The organism is Bradyrhizobium iriomotense (assembly GCF_018129405.1).
GTDB lineage: Bacteria > Pseudomonadota > Alphaproteobacteria > Rhizobiales > Xanthobacteraceae > Bradyrhizobium > Bradyrhizobium iriomotense_B.
On record NZ_JAFCLP010000007.1, the window covers coordinates 12,675 to 39,545 of the forward strand.

At 65.3% G+C, this 26,871-nt stretch carries 23 protein-coding genes; 6 read left to right on the forward strand and 17 right to left on the reverse strand.

Annotated features, from left to right (window positions below):
* Positions 1-137: 137 nt before the first annotated feature.
* Positions 138-1,133 (forward strand): N-acetyl-D-Glu racemase DgcA, encoded by a 996-nt coding sequence (dgcA, locus tag JQ592_RS16870; protein ID WP_211403945.1) that lies wholly within the window; start codon positions 138-140, stop codon positions 1,131-1,133.
* On the opposite strand, the gene JQ592_RS16875 is transcribed toward dgcA, so the two are convergent.
* Positions 1,103-2,299, reverse strand: a complete 1,197-nt coding sequence (locus JQ592_RS16875) for an MFS transporter (RefSeq protein ID WP_211403946.1) — start codon at positions 2,297-2,299, stop codon at positions 1,103-1,105. The genes dgcA and JQ592_RS16875 overlap by 31 nt on opposite strands.
* 75 nt (positions 2,300-2,374) lie before the next feature.
* On the opposite strand from JQ592_RS16875, the gene JQ592_RS16880 reads away from it, so the two are divergent.
* On the forward strand, positions 2,375-3,775 hold the full coding sequence (locus JQ592_RS16880; protein ID WP_211403947.1) for a hypothetical protein: 1,401 nt from the start codon (positions 2,375-2,377) through the stop codon (positions 3,773-3,775).
* Between the two features lie 114 nt (positions 3,776-3,889).
* Here JQ592_RS16880 and JQ592_RS16885 read toward each other — a convergent pair whose 3' ends face one another.
* Both JQ592_RS16885 and JQ592_RS16890 read right to left on the reverse strand, forming a co-directional pair.
* Complete coding sequence (locus JQ592_RS16885; RefSeq protein WP_246820465.1) at positions 3,890-4,285, reverse strand: hypothetical protein; 396 nt, start codon at positions 4,283-4,285, stop codon at positions 3,890-3,892.
* A gap of 101 nt (positions 4,286-4,386) precedes the next feature.
* Positions 4,387-4,830 carry an RbsD/FucU family protein gene (locus JQ592_RS16890; protein WP_211403948.1) on the reverse strand — a complete coding sequence of 148 codons (444 nt, stop codon included), beginning with the start codon at positions 4,828-4,830 and terminating at the stop codon, positions 4,387-4,389.
* 184 nt (positions 4,831-5,014) lie between these two features.
* On the opposite strand from JQ592_RS16890, the gene JQ592_RS16895 reads away from it, so the two are divergent.
* Entirely contained in the window at positions 5,015-6,805 is a 1,791-nt protein-coding gene (locus JQ592_RS16895; protein WP_211403949.1) for a caspase family protein, read from the forward strand.
* A gap of 74 nt (positions 6,806-6,879) precedes the next feature.
* Here the strand turns inward: JQ592_RS16895 and JQ592_RS16900 are convergent, their stop codons facing one another.
* The 4 genes from JQ592_RS16900 to thiD all read right to left on the reverse strand — a co-directional run bounded on the left by JQ592_RS16900 (position 6,880) and on the right by thiD (position 10,814).
* The gene (locus JQ592_RS16900; protein ID WP_183240052.1) at positions 6,880-7,863 is read right to left on the reverse strand and encodes a threonine/serine dehydratase; all 984 of its coding nucleotides are present in this window, start codon (positions 7,861-7,863) and stop codon (positions 6,880-6,882) included.
* Positions 7,864-7,926: 63 nt separating this feature from the next.
* Entirely contained in the window at positions 7,927-8,970 is a 1,044-nt protein-coding gene (locus tag JQ592_RS16905) for a glycosyltransferase family 4 protein (protein WP_211403950.1), read from the reverse strand.
* Positions 8,971-8,983: 13 nt separating this feature from the next.
* Positions 8,984-9,796: a UDP-2,3-diacylglucosamine diphosphatase gene (locus tag JQ592_RS16910; protein WP_183240050.1), complete on the reverse strand. Its 813-nt coding sequence runs from the start codon at positions 9,794-9,796 to the stop codon at positions 8,984-8,986.
* Between the two features lie 217 nt (positions 9,797-10,013).
* Positions 10,014-10,814, reverse strand: a complete 801-nt coding sequence (thiD, locus tag JQ592_RS16915) for a bifunctional hydroxymethylpyrimidine kinase/phosphomethylpyrimidine kinase (RefSeq protein WP_211403951.1) — start codon at positions 10,812-10,814, stop codon at positions 10,014-10,016.
* A 273-nt stretch (positions 10,815-11,087) separates the two neighbouring features.
* Here thiD and JQ592_RS16920 point away from each other — a divergent pair, with 273 nt between their 5' ends.
* Both JQ592_RS16920 and JQ592_RS16925 read left to right on the forward strand, forming a co-directional pair.
* Positions 11,088-13,067 carry a PAS domain S-box protein gene (locus JQ592_RS16920; RefSeq protein ID WP_211403952.1) on the forward strand — a complete coding sequence of 660 codons (1,980 nt, stop codon included), beginning with the start codon at positions 11,088-11,090 and terminating at the stop codon, positions 13,065-13,067.
* A 197-nt stretch (positions 13,068-13,264) separates the two neighbouring features.
* Entirely contained in the window at positions 13,265-13,510 is a 246-nt protein-coding gene (locus JQ592_RS16925; protein WP_018642903.1) for an Lrp/AsnC ligand binding domain-containing protein, read from the forward strand.
* Positions 13,511-13,519: 9 nt separating this feature from the next.
* Here the strand turns inward: JQ592_RS16925 and JQ592_RS16930 are convergent, their stop codons facing one another.
* Positions 13,520-14,452, reverse strand: a complete 933-nt coding sequence (locus JQ592_RS16930) for a c-type cytochrome (protein WP_211403953.1) — start codon at positions 14,450-14,452, stop codon at positions 13,520-13,522.
* Positions 14,453-14,606: 154 nt separating this feature from the next.
* On the opposite strand from JQ592_RS16930, the gene JQ592_RS16935 reads away from it, so the two are divergent.
* Positions 14,607-15,026, forward strand: coding sequence for a CHRD domain-containing protein (locus JQ592_RS16935; protein WP_211403954.1), 420 nt, complete (start codon positions 14,607-14,609; stop codon positions 15,024-15,026).
* A 111-nt stretch (positions 15,027-15,137) separates the two neighbouring features.
* Here the strand turns inward: JQ592_RS16935 and JQ592_RS16940 are convergent, their stop codons facing one another.
* The 9 genes from JQ592_RS16940 to JQ592_RS16980 form a co-directional block, all read right to left on the reverse strand.
* Complete coding sequence (locus JQ592_RS16940) at positions 15,138-16,421, reverse strand: cystathionine gamma-synthase family protein (RefSeq protein WP_211403955.1); 1,284 nt, start codon at positions 16,419-16,421, stop codon at positions 15,138-15,140.
* A 379-nt stretch (positions 16,422-16,800) separates the two neighbouring features.
* Entirely contained in the window at positions 16,801-17,250 is a 450-nt protein-coding gene (locus JQ592_RS16945; RefSeq protein ID WP_211403956.1) for a cytochrome c, read from the reverse strand.
* A gap of 127 nt (positions 17,251-17,377) precedes the next feature.
* Complete coding sequence (locus tag JQ592_RS16950; RefSeq protein WP_211403957.1) at positions 17,378-19,687, reverse strand: xanthine dehydrogenase family protein molybdopterin-binding subunit; 2,310 nt, start codon at positions 19,685-19,687, stop codon at positions 17,378-17,380.
* Between the two features lie 105 nt (positions 19,688-19,792).
* A complete protein-coding gene (locus JQ592_RS16955) occupies positions 19,793-20,728 on the reverse strand; it encodes a DUF1152 domain-containing protein (RefSeq protein ID WP_211403958.1) in 936 nt (311 codons plus the stop codon).
* A gap of 26 nt (positions 20,729-20,754) precedes the next feature.
* Positions 20,755-21,030 (reverse strand): DUF1127 domain-containing protein, encoded by a 276-nt coding sequence (locus JQ592_RS16960; protein ID WP_211403959.1) that lies wholly within the window; start codon positions 21,028-21,030, stop codon positions 20,755-20,757.
* 304 nt (positions 21,031-21,334) lie between these two features.
* Positions 21,335-22,861 carry a murein biosynthesis integral membrane protein MurJ gene (murJ, locus tag JQ592_RS16965; protein ID WP_211403960.1) on the reverse strand — a complete coding sequence of 509 codons (1,527 nt, stop codon included), beginning with the start codon at positions 22,859-22,861 and terminating at the stop codon, positions 21,335-21,337.
* A 214-nt stretch (positions 22,862-23,075) separates the two neighbouring features.
* Positions 23,076-24,227: a DegT/DnrJ/EryC1/StrS family aminotransferase gene (locus JQ592_RS16970; RefSeq protein WP_211403961.1), complete on the reverse strand. Its 1,152-nt coding sequence runs from the start codon at positions 24,225-24,227 to the stop codon at positions 23,076-23,078.
* Between the two features lie 39 nt (positions 24,228-24,266).
* The gene (locus JQ592_RS16975) at positions 24,267-25,271 is read right to left on the reverse strand and encodes a Gfo/Idh/MocA family protein (protein ID WP_211403962.1); all 1,005 of its coding nucleotides are present in this window, start codon (positions 25,269-25,271) and stop codon (positions 24,267-24,269) included.
* Positions 25,272-25,454: 183 nt separating this feature from the next.
* The gene (locus JQ592_RS16980; protein WP_211403963.1) at positions 25,455-26,867 is read right to left on the reverse strand and encodes a mannose-1-phosphate guanylyltransferase/mannose-6-phosphate isomerase; all 1,413 of its coding nucleotides are present in this window, start codon (positions 26,865-26,867) and stop codon (positions 25,455-25,457) included.
* Positions 26,868-26,871: the final 4 nt, after the last annotated feature.

Genomic DNA, 26,871 nt, shown 5'->3' on the forward strand with positions numbered 1-26,871 from the left:
CGCTCCCGCGCCGGGGCGCAAGAAACAGATGAATTCAGATAGTTGCGCACGCGCCCTTACCCAGAGAAGGTATCCCCAAGTGGTTAATGTTAGTTGCTACAGGTAACCAGCAGGTTCAGATTTCGCCAGAGTTCAAAATGACTTCCAGCAAAGTTCCGGCCCTCCTGGCGCGAATCGAGCGCTTTCCCATCGCCGGCAGTTTCACGATCAGCCGGGGCGCCAAGACCGAGGCGGTGACGGTTGTGGCCGAAGTGAGCCATAACGGCCTCACCGGCCGCGGCGAATGCGTGCCCTATCCCCGTTATGGCGAGACACCCGAGGCGACCTTTGCCGCCATTGAGGCCATGCAGGGCGCCGTGGCCGGCGGCCTGACCCGGCAAGCCCTGCAGGCCGCCATGCCCCCGGGCGCGGCCCGCAACGCGCTGGATTGCGCCCTGATCGACCTGGAGGCCAAGGCGGCCGGCCGGCGGGCCTGGAGCCTGCTCGACCGCCCGGCCCCCGTCGAGCGCATCACGGCCTACACGATCTCGCTGGGCACGCCCGACGCCATGGCTGCGGCCACCACCAAAGCGGCGCACCGGCCGCTGCTCAAGATCAAGCTCGGCGGCGAGGGCGACGACGCTCGCATCGCGGCCGTGCGCAAGGCGGCGCCGGAGTCCGAGCTGATCGTCGATGCCAACGAGTCCTGGACCGAAGCCAATCTGGCGCACAATCTCGCCGCCTGCGACGCTGCCGGCGTCACCCTGGTGGAGCAGCCGCTGCCATCAGGCAAGGATGAGGCGCTGGCGCGGATCAGGCGCCCGCTCGCGGTCTGCGCCGACGAGAGCGTGCATGACCGCTCCTCGCTGGCGCCGCTGCGCGAGCGCTACGACGCCGTGAACATCAAGCTCGACAAGACCGGCGGCCTCACCGAGGCGCTCGCCATGGCCGACGCCGCGCAGGCGCTCGGCTTCGAGATCATGATCGGCTGCATGGTCGCGACCTCGCTGTCGATGGCCCCCGCAATGCTGGTGACGCCGCAGGCGCGCTTCGTCGATCTCGACGGCCCCCTGCTGCTGGCGCGCGACCGCGATCACGGCCTGCGCTATGACGGCAGTCTGGTCTATCCGCCGGACTCTTCGCTGTGGGGCTGAGCCGTGAGCCGGTGCCGCGCCGACCAGATCACGATCGCCCCGGCCGCGGCCATCGCGGCCATGACGTAATAGAGGCCATCGCCGATGCGGGCGTAGATCGCGCCTGACGCGATCGAGGTCGTCGCGCCCAATAACCCGCTGCATGCGGCGTAATAGCCCTGCCCCCGCGCGAGCTGATGCGAGGGCACGCGCTGCACCAGGAGGTTCATGGTGCCGGCGATGGTCATGCCGAAAGTGAGGCCATGGCCGAGCTGCACGATCGCGAGCAGCGCCAGCGGCGGCTCGTTGGCGGTGACGATCCAGCGTACCACGGCGCTTAAGCCACCGATCGCCATCATCGTGGACGGATGCAGCGAGAAACGTGGCGACAGCGCGAACACGACGATCTCGGCGATCACGCCCAGCGTCCACAGTCCCGCGATCGTCAGCCCACTGATGCCATGGAGCTGCCAGTTGATGGCGGAGAACGTGTAGTAGGCGACGTGGCTGCCCTGGATCAGCGCCGCGGAGGCGATCAGCGCCCAGAAGCCGGCATCGCGCAGCAGCGCCGTGTCGGCACGCGTCCCGGCGCTCTTGCGCCTGATGTCGTCGAGGGGCTGGAGCAGCAGGCTGGCGAGCACCGCAACGACCGCCCAGGCCACGATCACCCAGATCAGGTCGCGGCCTGCGATGACGTCGACGAGATAGCCGCAGGCGAGCGAGCTGGCGGCGAACGCCGCCGAGCCCCACAACCGCAACGGTCCGTAGTCGAGCCCGTAGCGCGCGACACCGCGCAGCGCGTAGGCATCGGTGAGCGGGGTCGACGGCGTCCACATCATGCAGGTCAGTGCGTAGATCAGGAACAACGCCAGCGGCTGCTGCTGCACGCCCACGGCCGCAAAGCCGATCGCCGTTGCCAGCACCGACAGCATCATGCCGGCGCGAATGGCATGCCGCTTTTCGGCAAAGGCGGTGATCTGCGGCAGCGTGGTGAAGCGCGTGATCGCCGGCAGCGCGTTGATGAGACCGATCCAGGCCGCGTCGATGCCGATCGCCTTCAGCCAGACCGGGAAGAACGGCAGCTGCGTGCCCGATACCGCGAACAGTGCCGAATAGAACAGCGCCAGGCTCACGGCGAATCGCCGCTTCACGGCGGCTGGCGTGGGGATTTGTGATTCGGACTGCATCAAACCAATTGCGATTCGGTCGATATCGTGGTGATCGTTACTGTAACGCGCACTGATTTGCGCGACGAGATTGTCATGGCCAACGAAGCATTCGCCCTTTCGCCCATGTCTGCCCGTGCGGCCGAGCCGAACGAGCAGGATTACGACGCGATCCGCGAAGCCTTCATGGAGACCGCGCGCGGCCGCTGGTTCCTCGGCGAATACGCCAAGCGCAACCGCAATGCCGACACCCGCATGGTGCTGGATGCGGTCGCGAAAATCGAAGAAACCCTTGCGGCACAGCGACAACCCGTCGTCGAGGACCGCCTGCCGGAGGCGCTGGTCGAGATCCGACACGCCATCCGCGAAGCCGAGACGATCGCGCTCGCGGCGTTCGATCCCGCCGCGATCGAGGCGAGCCTCGCGCCGATCCCGCGCGGCGTGCGCATCATCAAGGAGATCTCCTGGCGCTGGCGCGAGATCGGCGCCGACGGGCGAATCTGCGACCTCATTGATTCGCAGCTCGCCTCGATCGAGGCCGCCTGCGGACAGATTTCGACCATTGCCCCCCGCGTCGAGCTCAAGGTCGCATTCGATCTGCTCAGGGATCGGATCGACCAGACCGACGGCGCCGCATCGCCGCAGGCGGAGCGTCCCTCGCCGGCGCCGGTGCAGGACACGCCGCCCACCGCGGAAGCTCCGCCCGTGGAGGCCACGCCTGCCGCGATGGCGAGCGAAGCACCCGTGGCTTTTACGGAGACGCCGCAGGACGTCGCAGCGACTGGCGAGCCCGAAACAGCCGTTGAGGAAGCCGGCAGCGCCGCAGCATTCGCGATGGCCGAGCAGGCCATGGATGCGACCGTCGCGCCGGAGGCCGCTGCCGACAGCGAGATCGCGCCCGACAATATCGCGGTTGAGGACGTCACCCTTGAAGAGCCGGTCGCAGAGCCGACCGCGGCCCTTGAGGTCACCGACGAGTTCTCGCTCGACGCCGCCGCGGAAGCGGAGGACGAAGCCATCCTCGAGGCCATCGCGCTGGAGATGGCCGCGCCCGATCCGGAGTTCGACGAGATCATCGAGCCGGTTGAGATCGCCGTCGCAAGTCCGGAGCCGATGGCTGCGGAGGCCGCAACGCCAGTTGCGGCCGAGCTTCCGGAGCCGGTCGCACCGGCGCCCGCAGCGATCGCGGAAGAGCCCGCAGCCCATGCACCGATCGCGATGGACTCGCTCGCGCGCCTCACCGATGCCATCGCCGAAGCCGCGGCCGAAGTGATGGAGCAGCAGGCCCCGGCGATGGCGGCCACGGCATCATCGGCCGCCGCGCCGACCGCGGCGCTGCCGATGCCATCTCCCTTGCCCACCTCCTCGCCCGAGCCCTCGCTCGGCGCCACCATCCTCGCCAGCGGCATCCTGCAAAAACCCCGCGCGCCCGCCATCGACCCGCTCGCGCCGATCCGCCGCATGACCCAGGCCGAGAAGATCGCGTTCTTCTCGTAAGGCGCGAGCTCTCTCCACCCCGTCATTGCGAGCGCAGCGAAGCAATCCAGAATCCCTCCGCGGAAAGACTCTGGATTGCTTCGCTACGCTCGCAATGACGGCGCGATCAGTCGATCATCCGCAATTCCACACCGCCCCGATCGGCGTCCGCGTCCAGCACGGGCCAAAACTGCCGCCGTTGTAGCGGCCGCCGCCGAAGCTGGGGCGGCCGAAATAATGCCACTCACCATCCCAGCGGTAATACTGAGGAACCGGGTCGATGTACCAGTGGCGGCGTTCACTTCGCGCGAGGCGCCGCATGGCGTCCTTCTGCTTGTAGAGCGGAATGCTGTTGCTCAGCGGCTGACGATAGCCCGGCAGGAAACCGTAGCCCTTCCAGACCGGCTTGGGACGCTTTTGCACGGGCTCAGCGGGCGCGACAGCAGGCAGCAGCGACAGGATGACAGCAACGAATAGACACACAAGGCGAGACATGGATCGACCATAGACGCTCGCCTGCTCGAAGACCATTCAAATTCGAGTGCTGGCCGAACGCAGCCATGCGCAGGATGGTCGCACAGATGACCGCATCCAGTTTGCGTCAAGCCGTGCGTCGATCGAACGCAGCCCCGCTAGCTGATCACGCCCTTGCGGATCAGGAAGCAGCCATAGCCCCTGCTGTCGCCGACCTGCACCACGCCAAACCCCGCAGCCGCCGCGCGATAAAACTCCGGACGCGACAGCTTGCCGGGACTGACAGTGCGGCCAACAGCGCGCGCGATCTCCGCGAGCACGGCGCGTTGCACATCGGGCACGCGATCGGGATCGTCGACCGGCATCATCACGCGCACCGGATCCGGATCGAAATCGTCGAGCGGATAGACCGACATGACAGCGCGTATCGCAGTCTCCATGCTCATGCCCGGCAGCTGGATCAGGCGCTGCGACGTCGTGCTCTGGGCAATGCGGGTCGCGGGGTGATTGGCATCCACGAAAACGAGGTCGTCGCCATGGCCCATCGCGGCGAGCAGCCAGAGCAGGTCGGGCGTGAGGATCGGATCGATCGATTTCAGCATGTGACGGCATTTCCTCGGGCACATGTCATTGGCCGGCAACCGGCCATTCACCATAGCAGGTTCCAAGCGTGATTCAGATCACGCAGCCTATCATGGTGACAGGGATCACGGACCCCGAACTCGAACGCGGCCAGTCTGCCTCGCAACCAATCTCGTATCGAGATCAGTGCCAGAGGAGCACGCCATGTTCCGCCTAAAGCCTTTCCTGATGACGGCTAGCCTCGTGGGAAGCCTGTTCGGCTTCGCCTGCGGCCCGGTTTCCGCGCAAGTCGCCCCGGTCCAGCCTCCCCCCACCGCCCTGCAAGGGCCCGAGCAGCGCGTCGCGCTGGTGATCGGCAATTCGAACTACCAGAACGCGCCGCAGCTCGCCAATCCCGACAATGATGCCCAGTCGATGGCGCAGTTCCTGAACTCCGCCGGGTTCGAGGTGGTCGCCGCGACCGACCTCGGCCAGAACGACATGCTCCGCGTCGTGCAGGACTTCTCCGCAAAGGTGTCCGCGCGCGGTCCGAACACGGTCGCGATGGTCTATTACGCCGGCCACGGCGTGCAGCTCGCCGGCGAGAACTATCTCGTCCCGGTCGATGCGAAGGTGTCCAGCCAGACCGAGCTCGTCAACAATTCGGTGCGCCTCGTCGACGTGATGTCGACGCTGGAGACGATCCCGAGCCGCATGCGCATCGTCATCCTCGATGCCTGCCGCAACAACCCGTTCCCGAACGTGAACGACGCCGGCCGCGGCTTGGCAATCGTCGATGCGCCGAACGGCTCGATCGTCGGTTACTCCACCGCCCCGGGCGCCGAAGCGCTTGACGGCACCGGCGGCCACAGCCCCTACACGCAGGCCTTCCTGAACGTCGCACGCGAGCCCAACGTGCCGATCGAGCAGCTGTTCAAACGCGTGCGCCTTCAGGTGAACCAGAGCACCAGCGGCGCGCAGATCCCCTGGGAGAGCTCCTCGCTCACGAGCGACTTCACCTTCTTCGGCGACACCGCGGTTGCCGCCAACCGCATGCCGGTGAATGCGCCCGTGGTGCAGATGGCCTCCAATTTGCCGAGCCGCTCGACCCGCCAGGCCTATGACTACGTCGTGTCCGAGGGCCGGCCGGAATACTATCAGGAGTTCATCCGGATGTATCCGCACGACCCGCTGTGCGACCACATCCGCTGGCTGCTCAACAACCTCCTGATCTCGCAGGCCTGGCACAAGGCGGTGCTCGCGAACTCGCCGCTCGGCTACAAGAGCTTCTACGACAGCTACGGCAGCAGCCCCTATGCGCAAGTCGCGCTGAAGCTCGAGGCGCAGCCGAAGCAGATCCCCCTGATGCAGCCGACCAAGTTCCTGGCGCCGCAGAACATTGCCCCGGTCTTCAAGATGGGCAATCTCGGCCAGCCCAAATACATGCCGCTGCAGCAGGGCAATGGTGGCGCGCCGGTCAATGGCAATCTGCCGGTCGTGCAGAAGCCGGTCGACGGCAACGTCATCGGCAAGCTCGGCAATGGCGGCCAGATCGTCAACCTGCCGGCGGGCAACAACCAGCCGAACGGCACGCCGTCGCAGGCCCCGGGCAAGATCGTCACCCTGCCTGCGCCGACCAACACCAACACTGGCGGCACCGGCAAGATCGTGACCCTGCCCGTGACCAACACCAAGCCGAACGGCGGCAACGCCAACGGCAATCCGGGCAAGATCGTCAGCATGCCGGTGAATGTCGGCAAGGGCGGCACGACTGTCGACGTGAAGCCTGTCCAGACGCAGAACAACCCGATCCGCGTCAACAACGGCAACACCGGCGTCGTGAAGCTCAACAACAATCCGGTGAACAAGGTGCAGATCCAAAACCAGCAGAACAGCCGCCCGCAGATCAACCCGATGCCGAACCGCATGGTCAACAGCAACAACAACTTCCGCCAGTCGATGAACCAAGCCCCGAGCATGGGTGGCGGCAACAACCACCGCGGCTTCATGCACTGATCGCGGCGAGCGAAACGACAAAAGGGGCAGAGCGGAAACGCTCTGCCCCTTCGTCGTTTCAAAATCTCAAGAAATCAGGCCACCAACTCGGCGAACAGGTCGGCATCAACGTTGCCGCCTGACAGCACGATGACCACGTTCTTGCCCGCGACATCAAGACGTCCGGCAAGCAGTGCGGCAAGGCCCACCGCACCGCCCGGCTCCACCACCAGCTTCAGCTCGCGATAGGCGAACGCCACGGCCGCGCCGACTTCCTTGTCCGACGCCGTGACGCCGCGCGCCAAGAGCTTGCTGTTGATCGCAAACGTCATCTCGCCCGGCATCAGGGCCATCAGCGCGTCGCAGATGGTGCGGCCCGCCGGCGGATGCGGCTCGCGGTGACCTGCGGTCAGCGAGATGCCGTGATCGTCGAACGCCTCGGGCTCGGCCACCACGATCTCGGCTTGCGGATAGCGCGCCTTCACGGCCGTCGCGACGCCCGCGATCAGGCCGCCGCCGGAGGCTGGCGCCACCACGATGTCGGGGCTGAGGCCGAGCGTTGCCATGTCTTCCGCGATCTCGCGACCGGCGGTGCCCTGCCCTGCGATCACGAAGGGATCGTCATAGGGTTTGACAAGCGTCGCGCCGCGCTTCTCGGCGATGCCGCGCGAGATCGCCTCGCGATCGTCCTTGTCCCGGTCATACAGCACGACCTCGGCGCCATAGGATTTGGTGCGCTCGCGCTTCGACAGCGGCGCATCCGCCGGCATCACGATGGTCGCCTGCATGTCGAGGATTTTTGCGGCGGCCGCCACGCCCTGCGCGTGGTTGCCGGAGGAGAACGCGACGACGCCGCCGGCGCGCTTGTCCTGCGGGATCGAGAACACCTTGTTGAAGGCACCGCGGAACTTGAAGGAGCCGGTGCGCTGGAGCATTTCCGGCTTCAGGAACACTTTGGCACCGACACGCTCGTTGAGCACGGGAAAGGACAACAGCGGGGTGCGGATGGCGTAGGGCGCAATCACGCGCGCTGCGGCATCGATGTCGGCGGGGCCGACCGGAAGGAGCTGTTCGGTCATGGCCGACTGTATCGCGGCCATCGAGCCCCCGGCAAGACACCTCCACGCGAGGGTTCTGGGTTCTCAGGCCACGAAGCGCGGCTGTTCCGCGCCGTTCCGGCCTGGCAGCACCGCCCCGACCGCCTGGATGCTGTCGATAAAGACCCGCGCCGAGGCCTCCCAGGTGTAGTTGGCTGCGAATTCGACGCAGTCCTGCCGGCAGACGCCGAGCGCGGCGAAGCAGGCATTGCGCAGATCGTGATCGAGCGCGCCGACCGGCGCATCGCCGATGACGTCCCGGGGGCCCTTCACGGGGAAGGCCGCGACCGGCAGGCCGCTGGCGAGCGCCTCCAGCAGGACCAGGCCGAACGTATCGGTCTTGCTGGGGAACACGAACACGTCGGCCGCAGCATAGATTTCCGCCAGCGCCTCGCCCTGCTTTTCACCGAGGAAGATCGCGTCGGGATAGGCCTCTTCGAGCGCGGCGCGCGCCGGGCCGTCGCCGACAATCACCTTGGTGCCGGGCAGATCGAGGTCGAGGAAAGCCTCGAGATTCTTCTCCACCGCGACGCGGCCGACCGACAGGAACACCGGCGCCGGCAGACAGAGATCGACGGCGCGGGGATGGAACAGCTGGGTATCGACGCCGCGCGGCCACAGCACGACATTGTCGAAACCGCGCTCGGTCAGCTCGCGGGCGAGCGCCGGCGTTGCCGCCATCACGGCGCTGCTGGGCGCATGGAAGCGCCGCAGCGCCCGCCAGATCAGCGAGCCCGGGACCGGCACGCGGGCGCGAACATATTCGGGAAAGCGGGTGTGGAAGCTGGTCGTGAACGGCAGCTTGCGCTGGCGGCAATAGCGGCGGACCATCAGGCCGATCGGCCCCTCGGTCGCGATGTGGATGCTGTCGGGACGCGCCTCCTCGATCAGCCGCGCGATTCGCGCCGGCCGCGGCATCGCGAGGCGCACGTCGCGATAGCTCGGCATGGCGAAGGTGCGGAACGATTGCGGCGTCAGGAACGTGAATTCGACACCGAGCCCCTTGCCGGCATCAGCCAGCTTGGTCAGCGTCCGAACCACACCGTTGACTTGCGGGTGCCAGGCGTCGGTCGCGACCAGGATGCGCATCAAGTGGCCCTTGTTATGCAGCTCTGGCTGCGACCTGCGGCACCTGTGCGGGCTTCTGCAACTGATCCGCCCAGGTGATGATCTCGAAATGGCCGTCGTCGTGCTCGACCAGAGCCGTGCAGCTCTCAACCCAGTCGCCGCAATTCATGTAGCGGATGCCGGCCTCGTCGCGGATCACGGCGTAGTGGATGTGGCCGCAGATCACGCCGTCGGCCTCGTGCCGCCGCGCTTCGGCGGCGAGCGCCTGCTCGAACGCGCCGATATAGTTGACGGCGTTCTTGACCTTCTGCTTGGCCCATTGCGACAGCGACCAATAGGGCACGCCGAACATGCGCCGGAAGAAGTTGACGAAGCGATTCATCTGGATCGCGAAGTCGTAGGCCTTGTCGCCGAGATGGGCGAGCCAGCGCGCGTTCTGTACCACGAGATCGAAGATGTCGCCGTGGATGACGAGATAGCGCTTGCCGTCCACGCCGGTGTGGACGGTGTTCTCGACCACGTCGATGCCGCCGAAATGCGTGCCGTAATAGTTGCGCAGGAACTCGTCGTGATTGCCGGGAATGTAGATGATCTTGGCGCCCTTGCGCGCCTTGCGCAAAAGCTTCTGGACGAGGTCGTTATGCGATTGCGGCCAGTGCCAGCTCGATTTCAGCGCCCAGCCGTCGACGATGTCCCCGACGAGATAGATCGTATCGGCATCATGGTAGCGCAGGAAGTCGAGCAGAAGGTCGGCTTGAGAACCGCGAGCTCCGAGATGAACGTCGGAGATGAACAACGTGCGAAAGCGCCGCTCCGGGCTCTCGTCACTCACATCGTAACTTCCCATGCGCCAGCCTGTAACAATGTCCCGTGACAGGGGGATGACCGATTGAACCCTTGAGGCACCTTCAAATACGAATCACGCCTTGCCTCGCCTCCCCCGCGAATATCAGTCGCATGCGACAATCAGGCGACACGGCGCCGCAGGCCGCCTCCGCAAAACCACGGAACCGCATGGCCTTATTGGTTAACGGGGGAGCGACTGCGCCGCGCGAAGGCCGCCGTCAGTAGAATTTGTGGAAATGATGGATCGGCCCGTGGCCATGGCCGACGGTGAAGCGGTCGGAGGCTGCGATCGCAGCACTGATCCATGCCTTGGCGTTGCGCACGGCAAGCTCCAGATCCTCGCCTTTGGCGAGCCCCGCGGCGACCGCCGAGGACAATGAGCATCCGGTGCCATGGGTGTTGCGGGTGGCGACGCGGGGCGCGGCGAGCGCGGTCGTGTGTCCGGACGTGACGAGATAGTCGATGCTCTCGGCGCCCTTGCCGTGCCCGCCCTTGATCAGGACCGCGCCGCAGCCGAGCGCCAGCAGCCGGCGCCCCTGGGCTTCGATCTCGGCCTCGCTCACTGCAACGGGCTCGCCGAGAAGAGCCGCAGCCTCCGGCAGGTTCGGCGTGATCACCGAGGCCAGCGGCATCAGTCTCGTGTGCAAGGCGTCGACGGCTTCGGACGCCAGCAGGCGATCGCCCGAGGTCGCCACCATCACGGGATCGAGCACGATGTGGCGCGGCGTCCAGCGCGACAGCGCGGCCGCGATCGCATCGATGCTGTCCGCCTGGCCGACCATGCCGATCTTCACCGCGCCGATGTCGAGATCGGAGAACACCGCATCGATCTGCGCGGTGACGAACTCGGCCGGCACGGCGTGAATGCCGGTGACGCCGCGCGTGTTCTGGGCCGTCAGCGCCGCGATCACGGAGGCGCCGTAGACGCCGAGCGCGGCAAAAGTCTTCAGATCCGCCTGGATGCCGGCGCCGCCGCTGGAATCCGAGCCGGCAATGGTGAGGGCTGTGGGCGTCGTCATCGCCGGATACGTTCGTTTGAGAAGGACACCGCCATACCCTGTCCTAGCGCGCCCCCGATGGGCCAGCAAGCCGGGCCGGCCATGGACCAGCGAATCAGGCGGAGAGCGCCCCCCGGGGGCCCGTCTTCCCGCAACCGTGCACATTCCGCGTATGACATCGGCGTCGCCCGGCCTTGGCATCGATTCCGATGAATGAGAGGTTGGCCCGTGGATTCGTCCACAACGCCATGTTGCGGGCCGACCTCGGCTCGCAATCCTCTCGGGAACCCGATCATGTGGGCCTATTTCGAACGTCTCCTCGACTCCTCGATGTTCTCGCCGCACGGCATCTGCCTGCTGTGGGAGCCCGAGCTGATATGGCTGCACGTCGTCTCGGACGCCAGCATTGCACTGGCGTATTTCTCGATCCCGTTCGCGCTTGCGATCCTCGTCACCAAACGGCGCGACCTCAAGTTCGGATGGGTGTTTTGGGCATTCGCCGTCTTCATCATGGCCTGTGGCCTGACGCATGTGCTGTCGATCTACACGCTCTGGGTCCCGGTCTACGGCATCGAGGGCATCGTCAAGGCGCTCACCGCCGTTGCGTCGGTCTTCACCGCGGGAGCGCTCTGGCCGCTGCTGCCGAAGATCCTGACCATTCCCTCGCCGTTCGAGCTCCGCCAGGTCCAGGCCGCGCTCGAGGAGCAAGAGACCAAGAACCGGGACGCGGCGCAGCTGCTCGGCCAGGTCAGTGAAGCCCAGCGCGCGCTGCGCGAGAGCATGACGCGTCTCACCGCCGTGGTCGAGACCGCGGTTGACGGCGTCATCCTGTTCGACGCGCAAGCCCGCATTCTTCTGTTCAATCCCGCCTGCGAACGGCTGTTCGGCTATCGCGCCGCCGAGGTCATGAATCGCGACATCGGCATGCTGATGTCCGACGAGAAGCGGCCCCCATCCACCGCTCAAGAACGGCGCCTCGCAACCGGGGAAGCGGTCGGCCTGCGCAAGGACGGGTCGAGCTTTCCGATGAATCTGTCGGTGGGCCAGGCATGGCAGGACGGCGAGCTGATCTATGTCGGCATCGTTCACGACCTGACCAGGCGCAAGCTGACCGAGCAGCAGCTGCAGCAGGCGCAGAAGATGGAGACGGTCGGCCAGCTCTCCGGCGGCATTGCCCACGACTTCAACAACCTGCTCACCGTCATCATCGGCAACGCGGAATTTTTGAGCGAGCAGCTCAGCGAGCGTCCTGACCTTCGCCGCTTCGCAGACGACATCTGCCAGTCGGGCGAACGCGGCGCGGAGCTGACGCAACGGCTGCTGGCCTTCAGCCGGCGCCAATTGCTGCAACCCCGCGCGATCGAGTGCCGCGAGCTCCTGACCTCGATGCACAAGCTGCTCAAGCGTACCTTGCGCGAGAACATCGAGATCAGGACGGCGTTCGGCTCCGGCTCGATCCTGGCCTTCGCCGACCGCGCCCAGCTCGAATCCGCCGTGCTCAATCTCGCGCTGAATGCGCAGGATGCCATGCCATCGGGCGGGCATCTCACCCTCAGCACCGAGCTCACGGCGATCGACGAGCACTATCGCATGCAGCATCCGGAGGTGGCGTCCGGCAGCTACGCCCTGATCTCGGTCACCGACGACGGCGAAGGCATGGCACCTGATGTCATCGAGCGCGCCTTCGAGCCGTTCTTCACCACCAAGGAGGTCGGCAAGGGGTCTGGACTCGGCCTCAGCATGGTCTATGGCTTCGCCAAGCAATCAGGCGGACATGTCTCGATCTACAGCGAGCCGGGCCTCGGCACGACGGTCCGCATCTACCTGCCGCATGCCGGCGGCGAGCAATCGCTCGCCGACATCGAGGCGCGCGAGGAAGCCGCGCCCCGCGGCCACGAAACGATTCTGATCGCCGAGGACGATCCGTTCGTCCGCTCCTCCGTCACGCTGCGCGTGGAAGCGCTGGGATATCGCGTGATCTCGGCCGTCAACGGCAAGGAGGCCCTGCAGCTGCTGCGCACCAACTCGGCCATCGACCTGTTGTTCACCGACATCGTGATGCCCGGCGGAATGAGCGGCTGGGAGCTCGCCGACCAGGCCCGGCGCATCCGCCCCGGCCTGCCGGTCGTGTTCTCGTCCGGCTACGCCCTGGAGACCCTGGTCGAGCAGGGCCGCGCGCACGCCCAATCGATCGTCCTGACCAAGCCCTATCGCAATGCCGAGCTCGCCCATCGGCTCAGGGAAGCGTTCGCCGCCGCGCCCCTGCCTTCCTAGAGCATGATCCGGAAAAGTGCGAAGCGGTTTTCCGAAAAGATCATGCGTAAACAACAACCTAAAGCGCGATGACGATTTATCCAAATGTCATCGCGCTTTAGAGACGGTCCCGGCTAACCGCAAGGCGGCAAGTTCGCTTGCCAAGCCACCCCGGTTTTGGCCTATTAGCCGCCAGATGCGCTTTCGGAGTGACTGCAATGGTTCCCTTTTTCGTCCAGATCAAATGCAAGCTCGGCCAGTCCTACACGGTCGCCAATGCGCTCGCCGAAGCCGAGATCGCCTCCGAGATCTACTCGACCGCCGGCCAATACGATTTGCTGGTGAAGTTCTACGTCGACAAGGACACCGACATCGGCCACTTCGTCAACGAGAAGGTGCAGGTGCTGCCGGGCATCCAGGACACCCTCACCATCATCACCTTCAAGGCATTCGGCACGGGCTAGAGCTCGCTGCTAGCCGCCCTCCTTGCGCTTGGGCGGTGTCGGTCCTTGCACCGGTGGCAGCGATTTCAGATAGGCAGCCATCGCGGCGCGATCTTCCGCCGTCAGTTGCGCCAGATTCTTGATCACCGGCCGCATCGCACCCGAGGCGCTGTCGCCCTCGGGCATGTCGCCGGTCTCGAGGAAATCGGCGATATCCTTCTCGCTCCAGCTGCCGATGCCCTGCTGCGTGATGTTCGGCACCCAGCCCTCGCCGTCCGGATTGGGGCCGCCGGCGAAGCGCTGCGCCGCGACGATGCCGCCGAGCAGATTGCGCGGGCTGTGGCATTCGGCGCAATGGCCGAAACCGTTCACGAGATAGGCTCCGCGATTCCATTGCGGCGAGCGTGAAGCATCCGCGACGAACGGCCCGGTGTCCATGAACAGCAGTTTCCAGATGCCGACATTGCGGCGGATGTTGAACGGAAACGGCAGCGCGTGGTCGCGCACTCTGCCTGATACCGGCGGCAGCGTCTTCAGATAGGCGAAGAGATCGCGGACGTCATCGATCCTTGCCAGATGATAGGACGTGTAGGGAAACGCCGGGAAGTAATGCGTGCCCTCAGGCGAGATGCCGCGCATCACGGCGTTGACGAAGTCAGCCTCGCTCCACCGGCCGATCCCGTCGGTCGGATCGGGGGAAATATTGGGGGCGTAGAACGTGCCGAACGGCGAGCCGAGCGCGAGGCCCCCGCCGAGCCGCAGGCGATCGGGCTGATTGGGCACGGCATGACATGACGAGCAGCCGCCGGCATTGAACATCTCCTGCCCGTTGGCGAGATCGGGGTTGCGTGTCGGCGCCGGCAAGGCCAGCGCCGCAGGAGCGACCGGGGCGGACAACCACCAATAGAGGCCGAACGCCGCGACGGCGGCGATCAGGGCGGCAAGAAGCGTTCGTCGCAGCATTCAATCATTCCATCGTGAGCGCGCGAACTTAAGGGTCATGCCGCGCCCGATCCAGCCACGAATATTTTAGATGGTCCGGCTGTAATGCGGGAATAAACTGCAAGGCGTACTGTTTGGAAGTTGACAGCAATCAGGCGTCAACAGGGAGAGACCCATGACCAAAGCCGTTTTTGCCACACTGGCCCTCGGAGCTGCCGTTGCGTTCGCCGCCCCGGCCAGCGCGGAGAAACTGAAGGCGACGCTGGACGGCAAAGCCGAAGTACCCGCCAACGCCAGCAGCGGCACCGGAACGGCCGAGCTCGACTATGACGCTGCGAGCAAGAAGCTGTCGTGGACCGTCAACTATTCCGGGCTCTCCGGCCCTGCCACCGCCGCGCATTTCCACGGCCCCGCCGAAGCCGGCAAGAACGCCGGCGTTGCGGTCCCGATCCCGAATGCGGCGACGAGCCCCGTCAAGGGCGAAGCGACGCTCACCGACGCGCAGGCCGCCGACCTGCTCGGCGGCAAGTACTACATCAACATCCACACGGCGGCGAACCCGGGCGGCGAGATCCGCGGCCAAGTGACGAAATAGGGCGACGAAATAGGGTGACGAAGTAAAGCGAAAACGCGGCTTCGTCGCGGAAAGGCCGGACGCAAGGAGGGAGCGTCCGGCCTTTTCGATTCGGGCGAGGACCTGCCCCGCTCAAGCCGCGTTCAGCGCCTGCGCGAGATCCGCGATCAGATCCGACGGATTCTCGATGCCGATCGACAGCCGAATGGTGGAATCGAGCACGCCGATTTTTTGGCGGATGTCGGCGGGAACGCCGGAATGGGTCATCGTTGCAGGCAGGCTCGCGAGCGACTCGGTGCCGCCGAGGCTCACCGCCAGCTTGAGGATCTGCAGCGCGTTGAGGAATTTCACCGCCGCTTCCTTGCCGCCGACGATATCGAACGAGAAGGTCGATCCCGCGCCCAGGCATTGCTGCGCGAACACGCGGCCCAGGGCTGAGTCCTGCTCGTGATGACCGAGATAATGCACCTTGGCGACCTTGGGGTGGTCACGCAGATAGCTCGCCACCAGGCGCGCATTCGCATCGGCCTTTTCCATGCGCAGGCTCAGCGTCTCGAGCGAGCGGTTGATCATCCAGCAGGAATGCGGATCGAGCTGGGTGCCGATGGCGCCGCGCAGCGCCTTGATGCCCTTCATGATCGCCTTCGATCCGAGCGCGGCGCCCGCGATCAGATCGGAGTGGCCGCCGACATATTTCGTCAGCGAATACAGCGACAGGTCCGCGCCGTGCTCGATTGGCCGCTGAAACACCGGGCCGAGCAGCGTGTTGTCGCAGGCGATGATCGGCGTGTGTCCCTGGGCCTTGCCGATGGAATCGGCGATGCGGCGGATCATCGCGACGTCGACGAGGCCGTTGGTCGGGTTGGCCGGGGTCTCGATCAGGATCATCGAAACCCGCCCCCTACCCATCGCCTCCTCCGAGGCCTGCCTGACGGAGGCTTCATCGATGCCGTCGGCAAAGCCGACCGCGCCGATCGACAGGCGCGCAAGCGTGTTCGTCAGCAGCGTTTCCGTGCCGCCATAGAGCGGCTGGGAGTGCAGGATGACGTCGCCGGGACGGACGAAGGCGAGAATTGTGGTCGCGATCGCCGCCATGCCCGAGGAGAACAGCGCGCAGCTCTCGGTGCGCTCATAGACCGCGAGCCTGTCCTCGACGATTTCGCTGTTGGGATGGTTGAAGCGCGAATAGACGAGGCCCGCGCCCATGCCTTCCGGCGGCTCGCGCCGGCCGGCGACATAATCGAAGAAGTCCTGCCCGTCCTCGGCGGTCCTGAACACGAAGGTCGAGGTCAGGAACACCGGAGGCTTGATGGCGCCTTCCGACAATTGCGGATCATAGCCATAGGTCAGCATCAGGGTTTCCGGATGCAGCATATGGTTGCCGATATGGGTCTTCGACGGGAACGGTTTTACCATGGCCTGCCTCGCTGTGGTTCAGCTGCCCGCCGCGCGTTGGAACTCCCGACGTCGTGAGGCTGTCGGAGGAAGATGCGTCGACTCGTGTCAGCGCACGGCCGTTGGCGCAAAGATAGCCGCTCTCACGGCGATCCGTCAGGCCTTGCGAACAGAAATTCCCACGAGTCGACTCATTGGCCGGTCAGGAGTCCTGTAGCCCGGATGAGCGACTCGTCCGCCGTAGCTCGAAGAGCGAAGGCGGAAGCGACATCCGGGACAGACTATCAGCTCGGCTCCCCGGATATCGCTTCGCTCATCCGGGCTACGAGACTTGAGGTTGACGTAACAAAAAAGGCGGTTGCTTTCGCAACCGCCTCCTCACTGATTCCTCGTCGCCCGGTTATTTCAACTTCAAGCGATAGGTTTCGTGACAATCGTTGCAGCGGTCGTTGATCGCGGTGTAGGCGGCCTTCAGGCTCGCGACATCGTGGATCTTGCCCTTGACGTCCGCGATCGCCTTCTGCACCGGCGGGATCTTGGAGTCGAAATCGGCCTTGTTCTGCCAGACCTTCGGCGAGGAGCCGTAGGACGCATTCACGACGTCCTGCTTGGGATTGACCTCGAAGGTCTTGGCGATCTTGGCGACGTCCGCCTCCAGATTGGCAATCGCCTCGTTGACGGCCTTCTGGTTGTAGGGAATGTCGCCCTTGGTCATCTTCTGAATGACCGAGTACAGGCTCTTTGCCTGCGAGCGCATCAGATTGTCCTGCTGGACGGCAATCTCCTGTTGCGCCATGACGGCGCCCGCGCCCAGCACGAGGGCGCCCGCGACAATCATCGTCCGTTTCATTGGTCCGTTTCTCCGGCTCTCGAGACGTTCAGGGAATGAGACTTCGCCGGCTTCAGGCGAAGCCGGGACCCATCATGGGTAGAACCCCGCGCGGCGCGTTTATTCCCGTGCGCGCGAAGATCGCGCTTTAGAGGCTGTGGCGGCGACGGTGCTCGCTGATGGCGATCCACACCCGCTCCGGCGTGGCCGGCATGTCGATGTGGTCGATCTTGTATTCGCGCCAGAGGGCGTCGACGATGGCGTTGACGACGGCCGGACAGGAGCCGATCGCGCCGGCCTCGCCCGCCCCCTTCACCCCCAGCGGATTGGTCTTGCAGGGGATGTTGTGGGTCTCGAACACGAAGGACGGACCATCCGCCGCCCGCGGCAGCGCGTAATCCATGTAGGTGGCGGTGATGAGCTGGCCGTCGGTGGCGCCATAGACCACCTGTTCCATCAGCGCCTGGCCGATGCCCTGCATGGCGCCGCCATGGACCTGGCCGGCCAGCAACAGCGGATTGAGCGTCTTGCCGAAATCATCGACGATCACGTAATTGACGATTCTGATGATGCCGGTGGCCGGATCGATCTCGACCTCCGCCAGATGCGTGCCGTTCGGATAGGTGCCGTCGGCGCTGGCGAAGGTCGCGCTGCCGTTCAGCTTCGACGGATCGACGCCGGGCCGCTTGGCGAGATCGGCGAACGAGATCGAACGGTCGGTGCCGGCGATGCGCACGATGCCATCGGTGATCTCGATATCGCCGGCGCTGGCTTCCAGCGCCTGCGCCGCGATTTCTTTCAGCCTCGAGCCGAGCTCGCGCGTGGCGCGCTCGACGCTGACGCCGCCCGAGGGAATCGAGGCCGAGCCGCCGGTGCCGAGGCCCGTGGCGATCTCGTCGGTATCGCCTTGACGGACGTGCACGCGCTCCGGCGCCAGGCCGAACTGTTCTGCGACGATTTGCGCATAGGCGGTCTGGTGCCCCTGCCCGCTCGACTGCGTGCCGATCAGGACGGTGACGTCGCCATTGGGATCGAGGCGGACATTGGCCGTCTCCTCACCCATCACGCCGCAAATCTCGACATAGCTCGCAAGGCCGATGCCGCGGATGAGCCCCTGCTTCTTGGCCGCCTTGGCACGCTTGGGAAACTCCTTCCATTCCGCGATCTCCATCGCGCGCTTGAGATGCGCGGCGAAGTCGCCGGAATCATAGACCTTGCCTGTGGCGGTCTTGTACGGCAGCGCCTTCGGCGGAATGAAATTCTTGCGGCGGATGGCGTCCGGCGTCATGTCGAGTTTTCGCGCGCACGCGTCAACGAGCCGCTCGATCACATAGGCGGCCTCGGGCCGGCCCGCGCCGCGATAGGCATCGACCGGCACGCTATGGGTGAAGATGGTGCGCACCCGGCAGTGGAAGGCCTGGATGTCGTAGAGGCCCGGCAGCATGCCGGCGCCGCCATGCGGGATGTAGGGCCCGAAGGTCGACAGATACGCGCCCATGTCGCCCATCAGGTCGCAATCCATCGCAAGGAATTTGCCGTCCTCAGCCAGCGCCATCTTCGCGGTGGTGACGTTGTCGCGGCCCTGCGCATCGCCCATGAAATGCTCGGAGCGGTCGGCCGCCCATTTCACCGCCTTCTTCAGCTTGCGCGCCGCAACCGCCATCAGCGCGTATTCGCGATACGGAAACAGCTTCGTGCCAAAGCCACCGCCGACGTCGGGGCAGATCACCCGCATCTTGTCGGTGGGGATGTTGAGCACGTTCTGGCACAGGATGTCGCGCAGGCGGTGGCTGCCCTGGCTGCCGACCGTCAGCGTCAGATGGTCGCGCTTGGCGTCGTATTCGCACACCGCCGCGCGCGTCTCCATGAAGCTTGCGACCACGCGCGGATTGACGATGGAGATTTCGGCCACCGCATGGGCCTTGGCGAAGGCAGCTTCCGTCGCCGCCTTGTCGCCGATCGAGACGTCGAACAGCACATTGCCGGCCTTGTCCGGCCAGACCTGCGGCGCGCCCTTCTTCACGGCATTGACGACGCCGGTCACCGCCGGTAGCGGCGACCATTTGACCTCGATCGCCTCGATCGCGTCGCGGGCCTGGTCGATGGTCTCGGCGACCACGAAGGCGATGGCATCGCCGACATGACGCACCTCGTCCTTGGCGAGGATCGGGTAAGGCGGGCCGGTGAACGGATCGGTCTCGAGATTGAACAGGCAGGGCAGATTGCCGAGATCCTTGACATCGTCGGCGGTCAGGATCAGCGCGACGCCGGGCAGGCTGCGGGCACGGCTCGCATCGATGGTGTATTTGGCATGCGCATGCGGCGAGCGCAGCATCAAGCAGCGGAGCGCGGCCTGCGGCGCGTAATCGTCGGTATAGCGGCCCTTGCCGCGGATGAGCGCGTCATCCTCCTTGCGCAGCACGCTTTGGCCAACGCCGAACTTGATGGGAGCCGCCATTGTCTTGACCCGTCCTATGGTTGTTTTGCCGGCATATTGCCGTGGAAAAAGTGGCAAGGCAAACGGGTTTAGGCAGGCAGCGTCAGTGGAGCTTGCCTTCGATCGTCAGAGCGGAATAGGACGGAAGGGGCGCAGGTCGCTCACCTCCCTGTGAAGATCGATGATTCTGCGGGCGTCCTCCGCACGCTCAGTCTCGGCCAGCTGGCCCGCATAGGCCATGCGACGAACCACCGCTGAGGACTGGAACGTCCAATATTGCGTCATCAGCGGGTTGATAAAAAGTTCATTTCCGCTGGTTCGATTGGTGGCATGATAGTTGCCTAACTCGCCCCGCAGTGCACTCGCGATCGAATTGCACACGATGCTCGGATGCTGCGGCTGGCGCTGGTTGGCGTATTCCACCAGATCGAGGAACGCCTCGGCCTCCCTGCTGCCCTGCGACAGCGAGAACATGCCGAGAAACCCGCCATCGCGAATCAGCTGGGCTGTGTTCTCCAGGAACGCGTGATGCGAGACACCGTGATAATGGTCTACGCCGAAACCGATTGCGGCGAGCAGCACGTTTTCGCCCGCGGCCTGATCGGCAGCCACGAGCGAGACAGCGTCTTCGACGACGCTTCCGACGCCGGGCTCATCGCCGAATACGAGACTGTCAGTCCCGCCGTCAACCAAGACCACGGTATCGATGTCATGGGCATCGATGATCCAGCGATACGCCGCCGCGAGCGGTCGAACACCGCTTTTCGCGAAGGCGTAGATCGGCACGAGCTGCTCGCGGCGACCGAGCCATTCGGCCAGCCACTTCTCCGGGAAGTAAGGAATTTCGGCGGCGCGCTGATCGACGCGCCAGATCGCCTCCCCGACACGCTCGCCGCCGCATAGCCATAAGTTCGTGAAGGAGAAGCTGGCGAATACCACCTCCTTACCCCGCGCCGTCAGATGCTGGGCGAGCGGGACCCCGGCGAAAACGTCGAAGCCGCCGCCACAGCCTGCAACAAGCACTTTGCTTGAGCGGTCGAGTCGTTCAAGGAACGGAATCATGCCTGAAGAACTCTACGGTTGATCACCTACATCGCGCCTCGGCTCCATAGATCCGTCGTGCGACCTCGCAGCCTGTCGATAGCACGTTCAGGCGCGATGGAGTCGATCTCGCCACGCGTCAAGCCGATGTCCATCAGCTCCCTGTCGCTCAGGTCGTGCAAGGTGACTCGTGAACGCTGGCGCCAGCCCTGAAACGCGCGCCAGTATCGCTTGAGCAGACTCAAGGCGATGGAGAAGTCGAAGCGAAGCCGGGCGGCGTCGACCTCCGGCTCGCTCGTACTGTTCGTCAATTGTGGTGGCATCGGATGCTCCTGCTGTTGTGCCGGCAGGGAGCGTGGCCAATGAAAAGGCCCCGTCCGATGCCGGCGGGGCCTGGTGGAAAAGATGTCGACGTCGAATTCCTAGCGTGCGACTCCTCCCACGGCCCAGCCGAAGCGGGTCATGTTCGAGAGGTCAACTTTGCGCACGGATTTGATCATGAGCCGTCACTACCACGGCAATCGCATAAAATCAAGGGATGTGTAGAGGCTGACTACATCCTGGAGGCGAGCACCTCACTCGGGCGCATTCGTCCTCCGTGAGGAGGACACGAGGAATGAAGTTCGCCTAGCCGCGCACCAGCGAGACCAGCCACTTGCGTCCGAACAGCACGAGGATCGCGAACGCGTAGACGATGGAGCCCCCGACGGCGAGCAGGACCAACAGCAATTCATCCCGGAAGTGCATCGAGCCCAGCATGGAATTGCCGAAACGCGCGATCAGCCAGAACGCCGCGGCCAGGATGATCCCGGTCAGCAGGAATTTGCCGAGCGACATCAGCCAGGCGCGGTCGAGCACGAGAAAGCCGCGCCGCACAGCAAAGAACAGCACCAGCAGCAAATTGGTCCAGACACCGACGGCGGTTGCCAGCGCGAGGCCGATCTGGGCGAGCGATCCCATCAAGGCGACTTTCAGCGCGACGTTGACGGCGATGCCGGTCAGCGACGCCCGCACCGGCGTTGCGGTGTCCTTGCGGGCATAGAAGGTCGCAACCGCGCTACGGATCAGCACGAAGGGAATCAGGCCGATGGCATAGGCCGCGAGCGTGGCGCCGGCGGCTGCGGCGTCCGCCTTGGAGAACGCGCCGCGGGCGAACAGCGCGCGCATGATCGCGTCAGGCACGGTGATGAAGGCTGCGACGAACGGCACCGAGAACAGCAGCGTGAAATCGAAGGCGCGGCGCTGCGCCTTCATCGCGCCGTCATGGTCGTTGGCGGTGATGCGCCGCGACATCTCGGGCAGCAGCACCGTGCCGATGGCGATGCCGATGACGCCGATCGGGAGCTGGTTGAGCCGGTCGGCGTAATAGAGCGCCGACAGCGCGCCTGCGGGCAGGAAGGTCGCGATGATGGTGTCGGCGAACAGCGCGACCTGCGTGCCCATCGAGCCCAGCGTTGCCGGGCCCAGCGCCTTGAAGAAGCCGCGGACGTCCTCGTCGAGCTTGAGCGGGGCAAAGCGCGGCAGGCCGCCATGGCGGGCGAGATCGCCCGCGAGCAGGAAATATTGCAGGAAGCCCGAGATCAGGACGCCCCAGGCGGCGGCATGGCCCGCGGTCGGAAACCAGACGGCAACCGCCAGCGTCATCATCATCGCGACGTTGAGGAAGATCGAGGCGGCCGCGGCGCTGGCAAAGCGCTGCATCACGTTGAGCATGCCGCCATAGAGCGTCACCAGCGTGATCAGCAGCAGATAGGGAAATGTGATCCGCGTCAGCTCGATCGCGAGCTTGCGCTGCTCGGCATCCTCGGAGAATCCCGGCGCCAAAATGCTCATGGCCTGCGGCATGAACAGCCAGGCGACGATCAGCAGCATCGCCTGCGAGGCCAGCAGCAGCGTGAAGATGCGGTCAGCGAACAAATGTGCGGCCGCCTCCCCCTTCTCGCCATGGACATGCGCATAGGCCGGCACCCAGGCGGCGTTGAAGGCGCCCTCGGCGAAGATCGCGCGAAAATGATTGGGCAGCCGCAGCGCCACGAAAAAGGCGTCGGCCACCGGGCCGGCGCCGAGGATCGCCGCGAGCATGATGTCGCGGGCAAACCCCGTCAGCCGCGAGAGCAGCGTGTAACCACCGACCGTGAAGATGCGTCCGAGCATGCGTCTGTTCTAAAGACTTATCGGACGGAGGTCGATTGCATCTTGCGATGCGCATTGCTGCGCCCTCTCCCCTTGCGGGAGAGGGCAGCGACGCCGGTAGATACAAACTCAATCGGGTGAGGGGTCTCTCTCCCAGCATACCGTGCAGAGAGAGACCCCTCACCCGGCTTCGCTTCGCGAAGCCACCCTCTCCCGCAAGGGGAGAAGGAAGAAATCAGCCGGCGAGCGCGCCGCGGACGGCGGCGATGATTCGCTCCTGGTCGGCTTCGGTCAGGTAGGCGTGCATCGGCAGGCTGATGACGTCCTGCGACAGGCTCTCGCAACCCGGCAGGCCGCCTTCGGCGACCGGATACTGCTTGTAAGCGGTCTGCTGGTGCATCGACTTGCCGTAATAGATCGCGGTCGGCACGCCCTGGGCCTTCAGCGCGGCGGCAAAGCCGTCGCGATCGGTGCCTTTGGGCAGGCGGATCGTGTACTGCGCCCAGACCGACGTATTGCCGGGCGCGAGCCGCGGCACGGTGACCACATTGCTGAGCCCGCGCGCATAACGTTCGGCAACACGGTTACGGGCAGCGATCTCGTCGTCAAAAATCTTCAGCTTCTCGATCAGGACCGCGGCCTGCATGGTGTCGAGCCGGCCGGTGAGGCCGAGGCGGACGTTATCGTATTTGTCGACGCCCTGCCCGTGCACGCGGATGCTGCGCAGCGTCGCCGCGAGCTCGTCGTCATCGGTGAGGATCGCGCCGCCGTCACCGAAGCAACCGAGCGGCTTTGCCGGGAAGAAGCTGGTCGCGGTGGCGAGCCCGAAGGTGCCGAGCTTGCGGCCCTTGTAGCTCGCGCCAAAGCCTTGCGCGGCATCGTCGAGCACGAACAGGCCTTCCGCCTTGGCGATCTCGGCAATGGCGTCGTGATCGGCGGGCTGGCCGAACAGGTCGACCGGAATGACCGCGACCGGCTTGAGGCCGGCCTTGCGGGCGGTCGCGATGCCGCGCTTGAGCGACTCCGGGCTCATGTTGAAGGTCGTCTCGTCGACGTCGACATAGACAGGCGTCGCGCCGGTCCGCGCCACCGGCGAAGCCGTTGCGATGAAGGTGAAGGACGGACACAGTACGGCATCGCCGGGCCCGACATTCTTCGCCATCATCACCATCAGGATCGCGTCGGTGCCGCTGGCGCAGCCGATCACGTGCTTGGCGCCTGAGTAGGCCGCCAGCTGCTTCTCGAGCTCGAAGACCTCGGGCCCATTGACGAACTGGCAATGGTCCATCACGCGCTTGACGGCCGCATCGAGCGAGGCGCCGAGCCGGCGGCGCTGCGAGGCCACATCGATGAAGGGAATGGGTTCGGAACGCAGATGCTGGTTCATGGCGCCTTGCGAAGTTTGAGAAGTCGACATGGAAACGGATCAGCCGGCGACGCGGCGCGGCTCCTTGCGGGCGGGCGCCGCCGCGGCGGGACGCGAGGGCGTCTCCAGGCACTGCGTGGCGATCTCGAGGCTGGCGACACCTTCATCGCCCGTGACCGCCGGCGTCTCGCCATGGCGCACCGCCTTGAGGAACGCAATCAGCTCGGCGCGCAGCGGCTCGTCATGTCCGACCGGCAGATGCCGCATCGAATAGCTGCCGTCCGGCTTGAAGCCGAAGCATTCGGTGACCTGGCGCGTCAAGAGATCGCCCATCACGTATTTGCCGCGGGTCGCGACCGTGACGCTGCGCGCCTTGAATGGCGTCAGCCAGTTGGTGTTGATGTGGGCGAGCACGCCGTTGGCGGTGCGGAACTGCAGCAGCGCGATGTCCTCGCGCTCGGCGACCGCGCTCGACAATTGCGGCTGCACCTCGACGATGTCGGATTCGGTGAACCAGCGGATCAGGTCGATGTCGTGCACGGCGAGGTCGATGACGACGCCGACATTGGACATGCGCGGCGGGAACGGGCCGACTCGGGTGATCGCGATCGACAAAATATCTTCGCCCGCGATCGCCTGCTTGACCGCGGCAACCGCCGGATTGAAGCGCTCGACATGGCCGACCATCAGCGTCACGCCGGCCTCTCGCGCGGCGGCGACGATTTCACGGCCCTCTTCCACCGTGGACGCGATCGGCTTCTCGACCAGGACATGAATGTTCTTGGCGATGCAGGCGAGCGCGACCTCGTGATGCAGATGGGTGGGCGCAGCGATGGTGACGGCATCGACGCCGGCGGCGAAGAGCTGGTCGAGCGTCTCGAAGCTCGCGCAATCGGCGAGCTCCGTCGCGCGCGTGCGATGGGCGGGCGACGGATCAACGACGCCGACGAGACTGACGCCGGGCAGGCCGCTGAGCACGCGCGCATGGTTGCTGCCCATGACGCCTGCGCCAATTACGCCGACGCGCAAGCCGGCCTTTGCCGGTTGTGATCCTTTGGAACTCATCTGAGCAAACCCCGATTCAACGCAAATCCCCGGGCCGCTTCTAGCACGGGCGCCATATTTGTGGCGAATGCCGGCCTGACGGTCCGGACACGATTTGATTCAAAAAGTTACACGTTCCCCGGGCCTTAAGCCGGAAAAGAGACCGTCTTTCCGGCCCGGGTCGCGTGATTCGGAGCCTGCTGGTTACGACCTTTGATAGTCGTCTTCAATCCGGATGATGTCGTCCTCCCCGAGATAGGAGCCGGTCTGGACCTCGATCAGCTCCAGCATGATTTTACCGGGGTTCTCCATCCGGTGCACCGCGCCCATCGGGATGTAGATCGACTCGTTCTCGTGCACCGTCTTCACGGTCTCGTTCACGGTGACGCGGGCCGCGCCGCGGACCACGATCCAGTGCTCGGCGCGATGATGGTGCTTCTGCAGCGACAGCCGCCCGCCGGGCTTCACCACGATGCGCTTGACCTGGTGGCGCTCGCCGTTGTCGACCGACTGGTAGCTGCCCCAGGGCCGGTGCACCTTCAGATGCTCCTCGGTGACCTTCGGGGCAATCGCCTTGAGCTTGGTCACCAGGCGCTTCAGGCCGTTGGCATCCTTCTGGCGCGAGACCAGCACGGCGTCCGCAGTCGCGACCACGACGAGATCGTCGACGCCTTCGAGCGCGACCAGCGCCTGGTCGGTGGTGACGTTGCAATTGCGGGAATCCTCGAACACCGCGGTGCCGTGCGCGGCATTGCCCTGCGCGTCCTTCTCCGACAGCTCCCACACTGCGTGCCAGGAGCCGACGTCGGACCAGCCGCAGGACACCGGCACCACGGCGGCGCGCGAGGTCTTCTCCATCACGGCGTAGTCGATCGAGATCGCCTTGGCCGCGCCGAACGCCTCCGGCTCCAGCGTCACGAAACCGAGATCGCGGCCGGCATTGGTGACCGCATTGGACACCGCCTCCACGCTTGCCGCATCGACCTTGCGGTATTCGTCGAGCAGCACGGCGGCCGGGAACATGAAGTTGCCGCTGTTCCAGAGATAGCCCGAATTGACGTAATCGGTCGCCTTCACGGCATCAGGCTTCTCGACGAAGCGCGCGACCGCGTGCACCTGGCCGGAGATCACGTCGCCCGGGCAGATATAGCCGTATTCGGTCGCGGGCCGCTCCGGCTTGACGCCGAAGGTGACGATGCGCCCGGCGCTCGCAGCCGTGAGGCCCTCGCGGCACGCCGCGACGAAGGCGGCATTGTCCTGCACGACGTGATCGGCCGCGAGCGCGAGCACGATCGCTTCACTGGCGCGGTTCTGCGCGAACACGGCGCCGGCGGCGATCGCCGGGCCGGAGTCGCGCCGCATCGGCTCGAGGATCACGTCGGCCTCGATGCCGATCTCGGCGAGTTGCTCCAGCACCATGAAGCGGTAGGCCGCATTGGTGATGACGATCGGGCGATCGAACAGTGAAGCGTCCGAGACGCGCAGCAGCGTGTCCTGGAAGGTCGAGCGGGTGCCGAACAGCGGCAGGAACTGCTTCGGGCGCACCTCGCGCGAGGCGGGCCACAGCCGCGTGCCGGCACCGCCGCACATGATCAGGGGGATAATGCGTTTGTCCATCGTC